General features: G+C 56.0%; 11 protein-coding genes and 1 tRNA gene. 8 read left to right on the top strand and 4 right to left on the bottom strand.

Translation table 11 applies throughout. The features are described from left to right. Nucleotides 1-15: 15 nt before the first annotated feature. A complete protein-coding gene (locus tag ACFPM8_RS15185; protein WP_378998457.1) occupies nt 16-1,269 on the bottom strand; it encodes an IscS subfamily cysteine desulfurase in 1,254 nt (417 codons plus the stop codon). Nucleotides 1,270-1,287: 18 nt separating this feature from the next. Continuing rightward, a complete protein-coding gene (gene iscR / locus ACFPM8_RS15180) occupies nt 1,288-1,767 on the bottom strand; it encodes a Fe-S cluster assembly transcriptional regulator IscR (protein WP_378998456.1) in 480 nt (159 codons plus the stop codon). A gap of 316 nt (nt 1,768-2,083) precedes the next feature. Here iscR and ACFPM8_RS15175 point away from each other — a divergent pair, with 316 nt between their 5' ends. Further along, nucleotides 2,084-3,091: a TetR/AcrR family transcriptional regulator gene (locus tag ACFPM8_RS15175; protein ID WP_378998454.1), complete on the top strand. Its 1,008-nt coding sequence runs from the start codon at nt 2,084-2,086 to the stop codon at nt 3,089-3,091. Nucleotides 3,092-3,105: 14 nt separating this feature from the next. On the opposite strand, the gene ACFPM8_RS15170 is transcribed toward ACFPM8_RS15175, so the two are convergent. Both ACFPM8_RS15170 and uvrB read right to left on the bottom strand, forming a co-directional pair. Continuing rightward, nucleotides 3,106-3,912 (bottom strand): uracil-DNA glycosylase family protein, encoded by an 807-nt coding sequence (locus tag ACFPM8_RS15170; protein WP_378998452.1) that lies wholly within the window; start codon nt 3,910-3,912, stop codon nt 3,106-3,108. A gap of 63 nt (nt 3,913-3,975) precedes the next feature. After that, entirely contained in the window at nt 3,976-6,057 is a 2,082-nt protein-coding gene (gene uvrB, locus ACFPM8_RS15165; protein ID WP_378998450.1) for an excinuclease ABC subunit UvrB, read from the bottom strand. Nucleotides 6,058-6,183: 126 nt separating this feature from the next. Between uvrB and ACFPM8_RS15160 the strand changes: the two genes are divergently transcribed. The 7 genes from ACFPM8_RS15160 to ACFPM8_RS15130 all read left to right on the top strand — a co-directional run bounded on the left by ACFPM8_RS15160 (nt 6,184) and on the right by ACFPM8_RS15130 (nt 13,120). After that, on the top strand, nt 6,184-7,401 hold the full coding sequence (locus ACFPM8_RS15160; RefSeq protein WP_378998448.1) for an amino acid aminotransferase: 1,218 nt from the start codon (nt 6,184-6,186) through the stop codon (nt 7,399-7,401). A 104-nt stretch (nt 7,402-7,505) separates the two neighbouring features. Further along, a tRNA-Asn gene (locus ACFPM8_RS15155) sits at nt 7,506-7,581 on the top strand. A 754-nt stretch (nt 7,582-8,335) separates the two neighbouring features. Next, entirely contained in the window at nt 8,336-8,626 is a 291-nt protein-coding gene (locus tag ACFPM8_RS15150) for a DUF1330 domain-containing protein (protein ID WP_378998446.1), read from the top strand. Nucleotides 8,627-9,540: 914 nt separating this feature from the next. Continuing rightward, nucleotides 9,541-9,726 carry a Flp family type IVb pilin gene (locus ACFPM8_RS15145; protein WP_378998445.1) on the top strand — a complete coding sequence of 62 codons (186 nt, stop codon included), beginning with the start codon at nt 9,541-9,543 and terminating at the stop codon, nt 9,724-9,726. 168 nt (nt 9,727-9,894) lie between these two features. Continuing rightward, nucleotides 9,895-10,509, top strand: coding sequence for an A24 family peptidase (locus ACFPM8_RS15140; RefSeq protein WP_378998444.1), 615 nt, complete (start codon nt 9,895-9,897; stop codon nt 10,507-10,509). 81 nt (nt 10,510-10,590) lie between these two features. Continuing rightward, complete coding sequence (cpaB, locus tag ACFPM8_RS15135) at nt 10,591-11,457, top strand: Flp pilus assembly protein CpaB (RefSeq protein WP_378998442.1); 867 nt, start codon at nt 10,591-10,593, stop codon at nt 11,455-11,457. A gap of 55 nt (nt 11,458-11,512) precedes the next feature. After that, the gene (locus tag ACFPM8_RS15130; RefSeq protein ID WP_378998440.1) at nt 11,513-13,120 is read left to right on the top strand and encodes a type II and III secretion system protein family protein; all 1,608 of its coding nucleotides are present in this window, start codon (nt 11,513-11,515) and stop codon (nt 13,118-13,120) included. Nucleotides 13,121-13,129 lie beyond the last annotated feature (9 nt).

Below are 13,129 nucleotides of genomic sequence, written 5' to 3'. Positions count from 1 at the left end.
TTGTTGACGCTGCGATTAGTGCGCTGCCCACTGGATCGTACTGATGTCGATCCCGTCCTTATACATATCCCACAACGGCGACAGCTCACGCAGTTTCGCCACTTTTTCCTTGATCAGGTTGATCGTGAAGTCGATGTCTTCTTCGGTCGTAAAGCGGCCGATGGTGAAACGGATCGAACTGTGCGCCAATTCATCGCTGCGCCCTAGCGCACGCAATATATAAGAAGGCTCCAGGCTGGCCGAAGTACAGGCCGAGCCGGACGACACCGCGATATCCTTGATCGCCATGATCAGCGACTCGCCTTCAACATAATTGAAACTGACGTTCAGATTGTGCGGCACGCGATGTTCCATGTCGCCGTTGACGTAGACCTCTTCCATCGTCAACAGACCGTTCGCGAGACGATCGCGCAAGGCCTTGATGCGGACGGTTTCGGTTTCCATTTCTTCTTTGGCGATACGGAAAGCTTCACCCATGCCGACAATCTGATGGGTCGGCAAAGTACCGGAACGCAGGCCGCGCTCGTGACCGCCGCCATGCATTTGCGCCTCGATACGGACGCGCGGTTTGCGCCGCACATACAAAGCGCCGATGCCTTTAGGTCCATAGGTTTTGTGGGCGGTAAAGGTCATCAGGTCGACCTTCCATTTTTCCAGGTCGATCTCGACCTTGCCGGTTGCCTGGGCCGCATCGCAATGGAAAATAATGCCTTTTTTACGGCACAGTTCGCCGATTTCCGGGATCGGCTGGATCACGCCGATTTCATTATTCACCAGCATCACCGACACCAGGATCGTGTCCGGGCGGATCGCCGCTTCCAGTTGCTCCAGCGTGATCAAGCCATTGTCCTGCGGTTGCAGATAGGTCGCTTCGAAACCCTGGCGCTCAAGTTCACGCACGGTATCCAGCACAGCCTTGTGCTCGGTCTTTACCGTGATGATGTGTTTGCCCTTGGTTTTGTAGAAATTGGCTGCGCCCTTCAATGCCAGGTTGTCGCTCTCGGTCGCGCCGGAGGTCCAGATGATCTCGCGCGGGTCGGCGTTGACCAGTGCAGCGACCTGCTCGCGTGCATCTTCAACGGCTTTTTCAGCGGTCCAGCCATACATGTGGCTGCGCGAAGCCGGATTGCCGAACTGCTCACGCAAATACGGGATCATCTTGTCGGCAACACGCGGATCGATCGGCGTGGTTGCCGAATAATCCATATAAATTGGGAAGTGCGGCGCCTTCAAGGTATCTATCAGGCTTTGTTCCAGAGGGGCATTCATACTTTTTCCAGGCTCCAATCAGGCAATCAGGTGGGAACGGTGCATCACCACCACATTTTGTTCAAGGGTCTTTTGCTGCGCATGCTGCTGTTCTACCAAGTCTTTCAGCGAAACCGAATCCAGGTATTCGACCATCTTGGCATTCAAGGTCGACCACAGATCGTGCGTCATGCAGCGGCTGCCGCCTTCATGATCCGGGCTGTGACAGTTTTCCTTGCCACCGCATTGGGTCGCATCGAGCGGCTCGTCGACGGCGATAATGATGTCGGCCACGGTGACGTCTTCGGCACGGCGCGCCAGGTTATAGCCGCCGCCCGGTCCGCGTACCGACTCCACTATCTGATGCCGGCGCAGCTTGCCAAACAGCTGCTCCAGATAAGACAAGGAAATTTCCTGCCGCTCGCTGATTGCGGATAAAGTCACCGGACCTTTACCCTGGCGCAATGCCAAGTCAATCATGGCGGTCACCGCAAACCGTCCTTTAGTAGTCAGACGCATGTAATCTCCGCTCGCAAACCAATCCGCTGTGTCCTTACCCTGATGAATCCCTGAACAATTCGAACAGTATATCAAACTTGAGTGATTTCATCAGGTATTGCCCATTTTTCAGATCTCCCTATGAAAACCCGTCCGAATACATTGCCGCCAAGGTAACTTTTCGAAAAATATCGGCACTTTTCCCCCATAACAAACATCGCCTTCAGGACCAGCCAAAAAGAATCCGGATTCAAAAAGCTGAAAAAGGAGCTGATGTTCAACCTATAATAGCGCCCCTCTTCCCGCAAAGAATCCTTTAGTTAGAACAGTATTCAGCATGGTCCTTCGCAAATCCAAAACACCGCAATCGCCCACTCAAAGAGCAGAGCAAAAGCGCGCCGATATCCTGAAATCCGCGGGAAAGTGTTTCCGCAAGACCGGATTTCACCAAACTTCGATGCAGGAAATCTGCACCGAAGTAGGACTCGGGCCCGGTGCGGTTTATCGCTACTTCACCGGCAAGGATGCGATTATTGCGGCGATGGCGGAGGACGAGCGGCGCCAGGCGCGCACCTTATTATCGGAATACCACGATACCGATGACCTGCCCCAGGCCTTGTCGGCAATTACCAAAGCCTTCGCCAGCCGCTATACGGTCGTCAGCGACGCCGGCCTGATGACCGAGATTTACGCTGAAGGCCTGCGCAACAAGCGCGTAGGCACCGTCATCAAGAAGGCTGAAGCGGAATGGATAGCCGGTCTCGCCGACATGCTGCGCACCGCTCAGCAACGCGGCCAAATCGACCCGGCACTCGACGCGCAGCAGGCCGCCCTGTTATTGACGGCGATGTGGGATGGAATAGTCATTCGACAAGCCTATACGCAAGATCAGCCGCAAGCGATGCTGGCGCTGTTCGACGACATGCTGAGACATTGGCTGGGACGCGAAGGCAAGATCGAAAAACGTGCAAAACCCGCACCAATATTGGCGAAAGCACCCGCACCTGAGCTTGCACCGGCTCCGGAAGTTGCACCAACTCCTGTGGTTGCACCCACACCGGTGATTGCATCTACCCCCGTGGTTGCACTTGAGGTTGCAACTGCACCCGTAGCTGCACCTGCACCTGTGAAAGCGCCAGCACCTGCGAAAGCACCGGCTTCAGTAAAAGCGCCGGCACCTGCAAAGATACCAACCCAGACAAAAACACCAGCTCCAACCAAAACGCCCACACCGGCACAAAAAACGCAAAAACAAAAAGTACCGGCCATCAAAATTCCCAGCGCGACCGTCGACAGCATGCAGGGCCAGGTCGAAATCGACTTGCGACAGCTCAGCCTGATTTGATTCGCGCCTAACTATTAGGCAGGCGTGTGTTGCGCGCTCTTTTTCAACAATTGCATCGGACCGAACAAAGCCTGCATCCCTGTATTGGCGATAAACGTCAGGTTATACGGATGCTCCGCCACGGCTTTTGGGAAGCGTGCAGTGAGCGGATAAGCATTCAGCTGCTCCGCAATCTTTCCCCACAGCACCAAGGTCGGCAACGCGACCGCATGACGCTCGGCATGATCGGCGATGCCTCGCAGCACAGCTTGCATGAACGGCTGCCAGGCCTTGGCCTCCTTCACCGGCGGCACATCCGGCCGGAACACCAGTGTTGCATTGAGCAGCAAAAATCCGTGCGCCGTCATATTTCCCTGCAAATCGGCCAGCGCCTGGATCATCGTTGAAGCCGTACCCTGCGCCCGCTGCGCCACCGCCACCATGGCGTCGCCGGTGGTACTGTCGACCGCCAATTGACCGTCGGCGACCAGCAACATTTTCATAAAATTACGCAAGGAAGTGGCGCGATTGACCTGCTTGGACAAACCCTTTTCCGACCACAGGGAACCGACCGCGCCATCCATGAAACACACCCCGGTCGCGCTTGCCGGACGAGGATACGGCCCCTCCCCCACCAGCACATAGCGGACCGCATTGAGCGGCTGGGCGAACGCCGCAAACAGTCTGCCTTCGGTCGGCAAATAGTCCGTCAACGCCAAGTCCGACAAATAAGCCGGATGCGCCTGCGCAACTGCGCGCAAACCCTCCAGCACGATCGGCTGCCAGGATGAATGGGCCACTTGCAACGCTTCACGAATTGAAACAGGGAGAAAATCAGTCATAACTCTTCAAAAACGGTTTTTACCAACACATGGAACCGAGCGCATCTTCAAACGCTCAAGCAATTACAAAGCAATGCTGTCCGCGCCAGGCGCGCCAAACAATTGCTGCTTCAGCACATGCAATTGGTCGCGCACCTGCGCCGCTTTTTCGAACTCCAGGTTCTTGGCGTGATCGAGCATCAGTTTTTCCAGCCGCTTGATTTCCTTGCTGACCTGCTTCTCGCTCATCGCCTCGTATTTGGCCTGGTCCTGCGCCGCATGCAATTCTTCACGCGCTTCTTGCTGGCTGTAGACGCCGTCGATCAACTCCCTGACTTCCTTGCGGATACCCTTTGGCGTAATGCCGTTGGCGGCATTGAACGCGATCTGCTTGGCGCGGCGACGTTCGGTTTCATCTATCGCACGCTTCATTGAATCGGTCATCCGGTCCGCATACAGGACCGCGGTACCGTTGAGGTTACGCGCGGCGCGGCCTATGGTTTGAATCAGGCTGCGCTCGGAGCGCAAGAAACCCTCCTTGTCGGCATCCAGAATCGCCACCAGCGACACCTCGGGAATATCCAGACCTTCGCGCAACAAGTTAATCCCGACCAGCACATCGAATGTCCCCAAACGCAGATCGCGAATAATCTCCACCCGCTCGACGGTTTCGATGTCGCTATGCAGATAGCGCACCTTGATGCCGTTATCGCTGAGGAACTCAGTCAATTGTTCTGCCATGCGCTTGGTCAGCGTGGTGACCAGCACCCGCTCATTCTTCTTGATGCGCGCGGTCGCCTCGGTCATCAGGTCATCGACCTGACTCAAGGCCGGACGCACCTCGACCGCCGGATCGATCAAGCCGGTCGGACGCACCACCTGCTCCACCACTTGATCGGCGTGCTGCTTCTCGTATTCGGATGGGGTCGCCGAAACAAAAATTGTCTGCCGCATCTTGCCCTCGAACTCGTCGAAACGCAGCGGCCGGTTATCCAGCGCCGACGGCAGCCGGAATCCATAGTCGACCAGGTTGGTTTTGCGGGCGCGGTCGCCGTTGAACATGCCGTTGAGTTGTCCGATCAGCACATGCGACTCATCCAGGAACATCAGCGCATCCGGCGGTAAATAATCCACCAGGGTCGGCGGCGGCTCGCCCGGCAATGCGCCGCTCAGATGACGCGAATAATTTTCGATGCCTTTGGTAAAACCGATTTCCTGCATCATCTCCAGATCGAAGCGCGTGCGCTGCTCGATCCGCTGTTCCTCGATCAACTTATTTTCCTTGCGGAAGAATTCCAGGCGTTCGCGCAGTTCGGCCTTGATGGTTTCAATCGCGCGCAGCACGGTGGCGCGCGGCGTGACGTAATGCGAGCCCGGATAAACCGTAAAGCGCGGGATTTTTTGCCGCACCCGGCCGGTCAGCGGATCGAATAATTGCAAGCTTTCAATTTCATCATCGAAAGTTTCAATTCGCAGCGCCAATTCGGCATGCTCGGCCGGAAACACATCCACCGTATCGCCGCGCACGCGGAAGGTGCCGCGCCCGAAATCGATTTCATTTCGGTTGTATTGCATCTGGATCAGCCGCGCGATCAGGTCGCGCTGGCTGACCTTGTCCTTGGCGCGCAAGGTCAGGATCATCTGGTGATATTCATTCGGGTTACCGATACCGTAAATCGCCGACACCGTTGCCACAATCACCACATCGCGCCGCTCCATCAGCGACTTGGTGCAGGACAGCCGCATCTGCTCGATATGCTCGTTGATCGACGAATCTTTCTCGATAAACAAGTCGCGCTGCGGCACATACGCTTCCGGCTGGTAATAGTCGTAGTAACTGACAAAATATTCCACCGCATTGCGCGGAAAGAATTCGCGGAACTCGCTATATAACTGCGCCGCCAGTGTCTTGTTCGGCGCAAACACGATTGCCGGCCGCCCCATGCGGGCGATCACGTTGGCCATCGTATAAGTCTTGCCGGAGCCGGTAACGCCGAGCAAGGTCTGATAAAACAGGCCGTCCTCCACCCCTTCGGTCAATTTGGCAATCGCGGCCGGCTGGTCTCCGGCCGGCAAGAAGGGCTGAAAAAGCTTGTAAGGCGAGTTGGGAAACGTGACGATTTTGGACTCGTCGATCGTGCTGGGAACCTGTGATATGTCAGTCATGGACCTCGACCTTTGGTAGAATAGGCAGCAGTAAATCCGCGCCGATTCGTGATTTATTCGCAACTCGGCACAGCATTCAACCCGACTGCAAAACCCGCTTTGCAGCCAACTTTTTATGTTATCACGATGAACGCTCCCCAATCATCCTCCCTCTTCGCCGCCATCGAAATGGCGCCGCGCGATCCGATCCTCGGCATCACGGAAAGCTTCAATGCCGACCAGAATCCGAACAAAACCAATCTCGGCGTCGGCGTCTACTACGACGACAACGGCAAAGTGCCCCTGCTGGAATGCGTGCGCAAGGCTGAAGCGCAATTGATTGAAAAACTGTCGCCCCGCACTTACCTGCCGATCGACGGCCTGGCGGCTTACGACAAGGCGGTGCAAGAGCTGGTATTTGGCGCCGACAGCTCGGTAGTTAAAGAGAAACGCGCGATCACCGTGCAAGCCATCGGCGGCACCGGCGCACTGAAGCTCGGCGCCGATTTCCTGAAGCGTTTCGCGGCCGACAACGCGCAAGTCTGGATCAGCGATCCAAGCTGGGAAAACCACCGCGCACTGTTTGAAACTGCCGGCTTCACCGTCAACAATTATCCGTACTACGATGCCGCCACTCGTGGCGTCAATTTCGCCGCCATGCTGGCAGCGTTGAACGCCATGCCAAGCGGCGCCATCGTGGTGCTGCATGCCTGCTGCCACAACCCGACCGGCGCCGACCTGAGCGACGACCAGTGGACCGAAGTGATCCAGGTCGTCGCGCAACGCGGCCTGATTCCATTCCTCGACATGGCTTATCAAGGCTTTGGCGACGGCATCGACGCCGACGGCCAGGTAGTCCGCCGCTTCGCTGATGCCGGCGGCCCGCTGTTCGTTTCGAACTCGTTCTCCAAATCGTTCTCGCTGTATGGCGAACGGGTTGGCGCGCTTAGCATCGTCGCCGCCAGCACGGAAGAAGCCGGCCGCGTTTTGTCGCAACTGAAACGCGTGGTGCGCACCAACTACTCCAACCCGCCGATCCACGGCGGCCAAGTGGTTGCCACCACACTGGCATCGCCGGAACTGCGCAAGCTGTGGGAAGAAGAACTGGCCGGCATGCGCGTGCGGATTCGCGAAATGCGTCAACTGCTGGTACAGAAATTAAAAGAGCAAGCACCTGCCCACGACTTCGATTTCGTCATCAAGCAACGCGGCATGTTTTCGTACTCTGGCCTGACCAAAGCGCAAGTGGATCGCCTGCGCGACGAGTTCTCAATCTACGCGGTAGATACCGGCCGCATCTGCGTCGCCGCATTGAATTCAAAAAATATCGATAATATTGTCGCCGCAATCGCAAAAGTGCTGTAATATTCGGTCCCCGGGGAGTTGTTAAGGACTTCCCGGAAATGCAGAAAAGTTTAGAAAAAAGCTTTGACAAAAAAGAAGATTCAAGACTATAATTCTGCTTCTTTTCCCTGATAGCTCAGTCGGTAGAGCGACGGACTGTTAATCCGCAGGTCCCTGGTTCGAGTCCAGGTCGGGGAGCCAAGAATATCAAGGGGTTACGTGAAAACGTAACCCCTTTTCTTTTGGCCTTTTAGACAGTTTGTTAGACAGTGTCTAACAAACTTGAATTGGCACGCTTTCTTGCCTATCGGTTTTGCGCTTGATTCTTCACTCGCCGCCCTCGTTATTTCTTCGCCGATTGCCTTATCAATGATGGCTGTATCAAATGAAATAAATGAGTAGTGGATTGCAATCTGAGATTCTTCGGCGAACAACGGATTGCAAGCATGGGACCCAAAATCCCGCGTTGGAGACAGCGTGCCGGTTCAATTCCGGCTCTCGGCACCAATAGATATAAGGCTTCCAGATTTGGAGGCCTTTTTCTTTTGCTCCTCAATTCTAGCTTTGCCCCCGCCCTTGCCGCTTAGCCAGTCATGCGACACCAGCACATTGCGGGAGAAGGAATCGAATTCGGCCGGCGTCAACTCCTTGACCTCGGCAATACAGACCTTCTTTACTGCGGATCGACCCCTGCCCTATCCGCAAGATCAACGAGCGTCGCCCCCTCGGCCGCACCGATCCCAACCAAGAGGCTGAATTGCTCGGCCGTCAGCCTGAGCGGCTTGAAGCAGGCATTGTAGTATCGCGTGAGTGCACGCGCCGTTGCGCGAGCCTGGAAGCCCGGACACTCCCTGCGACGCCCTTCAAAGATTCTGGATCAGAACCGTTCACGTCTACCCCATTGACAAGCCCATCCTCGCATAATAGTGTATATACATTATTAATGGAGGACACAATGCCAGCATACGTACACGTCAATCTACGCGTCATCGATTCCGCCAAGCAGGCCGCGCTCGCTCCACGCTTTCAGGCGGCGCTAAAAGAGGCGGGCGGGCAGATTCTACATTTCGGTCCTGTTGCGCAGATTCTAGAGGGGGATGAGGTGCCGCTGCCGATGGCCGGCGTGTTTGAGTTTCCGACTCTCGCCCAAGCGCAAGCCTTCTACAATTCCGAGAGGTATGCGCCGATCAAGGCCGAACGTCGGGAAGCCCAGCAAGCGCGGATGTTCATAGTCGAAATCGCGTGAAGCGCCCGTCCTGAACATTTCGCGCTTTACGGCTATGACCGCTCGTGGCCGATTGCGGTCCTTCAAACAGCGACTTGGCACTTTAGCCTGATTTCAACCAGCAAAACCACGTCCATTTCCCGTCTAACCAAGGAACGCCCCTCCAATATACATGCGGGTCTTGGCGGGGCAGAAAATCGACTTTTGTTAGACAGCGATCGCCCACAAATGCTATACCCCGCGCGGGTTAGCGCCATGAAAGACCGTGAGCTTGTTAATCCGCAGGTCCCTGGTTCGAGTCCAGGTCGGGGAACCAAGACATATAAGGGCCTAGTTGAAAAACTAGGCCCTTTTCTCGTTTACGCGACAAAATTAAATCCGACCGCGCCCTGGTCATTTCCGTCATTTCGCTTTCGCATGAAATTACGGGCTTGTAATTCAAGAAGTTGTTTTTAAATTTACAGCGCGCCGATTTCTGCTCGCCACATTTTGAAAGCAGCCTCTTCACATCGCAGAATCAGTCACTGGCACCAGCACACGCTTCCAAACAAATTCTTCAACATCACGAGTCGCGGACTTTGCAAAATAAATAGCTTTGCACGAAGGCCAAGGTGTATGCCCATCACGACGTTCTTCGCGCATGCACAATAATTTTTCCAACACCCTGTTAACTCACGCATCAAAAAAGCCTGACCTCACTCTGCAAGCAATGCGAATAAAGGTTTCATGATTCAGGTGAAGCTTATTAAATGCATAAAGCTTGCTTGCATTATTGACGATACGGAATATATTCAAGTCAACTGATGTGAATGAATGTTGCCGAAAGGGAGAGTAACAATTCAGTCAGACTTCACCGCCAAGTGAGTTGGACTCCCTCGTTCTCGTATCAATGATCCGCATCAGGATTTTCTATTCATCTTAATGAAGGAATAATCATGAGCACATTTTTTACACACGCAAAACGCTTTGCACGCGATGAAGAAGGTGCATCAGCCGTTGAATATGGATTACTGGTAGCGCTGATCGCCGCTGTCATTGTCGCTACCGTTGCCACCCTGGGCACCAAGATCAAGACTGGATTCGTGGCCATCTGTACCGCACTCGCCGGCGCCGCTTGCTGAAATTTTAAAACACACAGATACCCCGCCTGCTTAAGGCCAAACCCTGAGGCGGCGCGGGGTACGCAACGATGACGTGATAAATAGCGTGACATTGGCAGCAAACATAGCAATGCCACGACCTCTATTGATTTTCCGGCTGGATGTCAGGCGTTTGAATAGAGAGAAAACATGGCGCATCTCACCCCAGCACTGCTTGCCGACATCGTCCTCCTGGTCCTGTGCGGGTTGCTGTCAGCGGCGGTCTGGAGCGATATACGCAGCCATCGCATCCCCAACCTACTCGTATTGTCCGGCGCGGCCCTGGGGCTGGCGCTCAATAGCGTACTGCCGGAAGGCTACGGCTTCATCAGCGCCCTGCCCGGCGCACTGGGATTCTGGACCGCGCTGGCCGGCATCGGACTGAGTGTGGCGATTTTGCTACCGCTCTACCTGCTGCGCGCGATGGGTGCCGGTGATGTGAAACTGATGGCAATGGTCGGTGCGTTTCTCGGACCGAATGCGATGATCGGCGCCATCCTGCTGACCTTCATTCTCGGCGGCGTGCTGTCCCTGCTGGCGGCACTGCGCTACGGCACGCTGGGCCGCATGTTAGGCAATGTACGCACGATGCTGACCAGCAGTTTTTTCAAAATGACTTTTCATCAGATGCCGACCCTGGATGGCGTATCGGCATCGGCTGGCAAACTGCCTTATGGTCTTGCCATCGCGTTGGGAACATTCGCCTACATTGCACTTGAACAGGCTGGTCATATGAATTTCCTGAAATTTTTCTGGCCCTACTAGCCGGAGGAGGCGAGGCATGAGCAAACAACACACCTGATTGATCCACATCGGATTGCTGATAACCGGAACCCAGGGGGCACCATGAAAAATTCCAGAGCCATTGTGATGATAGGCATATCGATCCTGGCGGCGCTGCTGGCAGTCGTGCTGGCAGCGCGCTGGATTTCGCAGCAAGCCAGTCTCAGCACCAATAAAGTGGCGGTGGCGGCAGTCGACATCAATCTGGGAACGCGCCTGACGCCGGACATGATCCGGCTCGCCGACTGGCCGGCCGGCAGCATGCCGCAGGATAGCTTTACCGACCTCAAGCAACTCGATACGCGCGTCACGCGCACCAGTCTGCAACGCGGCGAGCCGCTGACGGAATCGAAACTGGCGCCGCACGGTGCCACCGGCGGCCTGTCTGCGGTGGTGGCGGAAGGCAAGCGAGCAATGACGGTGCGAGTCAACGACGTGATCGGCGTCGCCGGTTTTGCGTTGCCTGGTAATTTCGTCGATATCCTGGTCAGCACTCAGGAAGAAAACAACGACAAGAGCAGCGGCAGGGAATTGAGTATTTCCAAGTTGGTGCTGGAACGCATCCTGGTGTTAGCGGTGGCGCAGGAAGCCAGCCAGAACGAAACCAAACCCAAGGTAGTGAGCGCGGTCACGCTGGAAGTCTCGCCTGAACAGGCAGAAAAACTGGATCTGGCGCGCAGCATCGGCCAGCTCTCATTAGTGCTGCGCAACCAGGTCGATCTGCAACCGACGCAAACCGACGGCGCCACCAAACACTCCTTACTCGAGCGCTCCGCCGACGCGCCGCTCGCCACGGCATTGCCAAATCCGATGCTGAAGCCGATTCCGACCAAGATCGGCAAAGCTCCAAAAAACCGCACACCACGCCCATCGGAGGAAGCGTGCCAGCAAGTCATCACCGGCAGTGGACGCATCACCCAGTGCTATTAACGCAGGGGCATTAACAAGATGCGCATAACTTAACTGGTGATTCCAGAGGGATACCATGAACAACAACAAAATTTGTGAGATGAAAATGGTTGGCGGGGCTAGCTGGACACGCATTGGCAAATCGTTGCTGATGGCGACGGCCGGTCTGGCAATGGCACTGACGACCGCCATCCAGGCCCAGCCCGCAATGGAAAGCACAGCGCCGATGAGTGCGCTGCCACTGCCGGCCATCGCAGCGCCAGGCACGGCCGCAACCGCAGCGGCCGCACCGGCGCGGCGGGGCGTGACCCCTACTTGTATTGGCGAATTTGCGCCAAGCGCCAACGTCAATCTGCCCGAGGGAAAATCGGGCCAGCTCGATTTGCAGCAATTGCATTTGCCGGCGCCGGCCTGGTTGCGCACCATCGGCAATCCCGAGGTGGTGCAAGTGGAACCCCTGACCTCACCCACCCCGCGCACCACCTTTTTCCTGTTCGGGAAAAAAGTCGGCTCAACCAATCTGATGTTCCAGAACAGGGAGGGACGCTGCGCGATGGTCGAAGTCTCGGTGGGAATCGATACCGCGTCAGTGCAGTCGAAAATAAACCAGCTGATGCCCGAGGAAAAAAATATCAAGGTCGGCGCTGCCTCGGATTCGCTGGTGTTGAGCGGGGTAGTGGCCGATACGATGGCAGTCGACCGCGCGCTGGCCATCGCCAATGCCTACGTGCGCAAAGGCAGCGGTGGCGCGGGCGGTAGCGGCGGCGAAAGAATCGTCAATATGCTATTGGTTTCCGCACCTCAGCAGGTCATGCTGGAAGTGAAGGTGGCCGAGATATCAAAAACCCTGCTCGACCAGTTGGGCGCGAATTTTTCCGCGATCCTGCACCGGGGCAAATGGGCAACCAGCCTGGCATCCAACTTCCTGACCGGCGCCAACGGTGTGCTCAACGTGACCAAATCGACACCCGGCGATTCGCTGACCATCGACGCCGAGAAAAAAGACGGCTTCGTGAAAATCCTGGCTGAACCGAACATCATGGCCATCAGCGGACAGGAAGGCAGTTTCCTTGCCGGCGGCAGGATTTTCATTCCGGTTCCACAAAGTTCCGCTAGCGGTATCGCAACCATCACACTGGAAGAAAAGGAATTCGGGGTTGGCCTGCGCTTCACGCCCACCGTACTCGACGGCGGCCGCATCAATCTGAAAGTCGCGCCTGAAGTCTCCGAGCTGTCGGGACAAGGGGCCAGTATTTCCGGCATAGGCACGGCCGCCTCCATTATTCCGCTGATCACGACACGCCGCGCTTCGACCACGGTGCAGCTATTCGATGGCCAGAGTTTCGCAATCGGCGGATTGATCAAAAACAACGTCACGCAAAACGTCAGCGCCTTCCCGATCCTGGGTGAAATCCCGGTGCTGGGCGCACTGTTTCGCAGCAGGAGTTTTCAGACCGACAAAACGGAACTGGTGTTCATCATCACCCCACGCCTGGTAAAACCGCTGCCGCCGGATTATCCGCTGCCTACTGACGGTTTCATCGAACCGAGTCGCGCGGAGTTTTTCCTCGAAGGGAAAATGGAAGGCGCAGCTCCGGCGGCCAAACCTGCCCCGGCCCCGGCAGCAGCGATGCCGATGCCGGCGGCGGAGACCGTCCCCCCTTCCGGCTTCGAACTCAAATAAGGAGATGGC

This window comes from Paraherbaspirillum soli (assembly GCF_042654985.1).
Lineage (GTDB): Bacteria > Pseudomonadota > Gammaproteobacteria > Burkholderiales > Burkholderiaceae_D > Paraherbaspirillum > Paraherbaspirillum soli.
The sequence above is the reverse complement of the archived record's forward strand: the minus strand, read 5'-3'. Positions and strand labels throughout refer to the sequence as shown.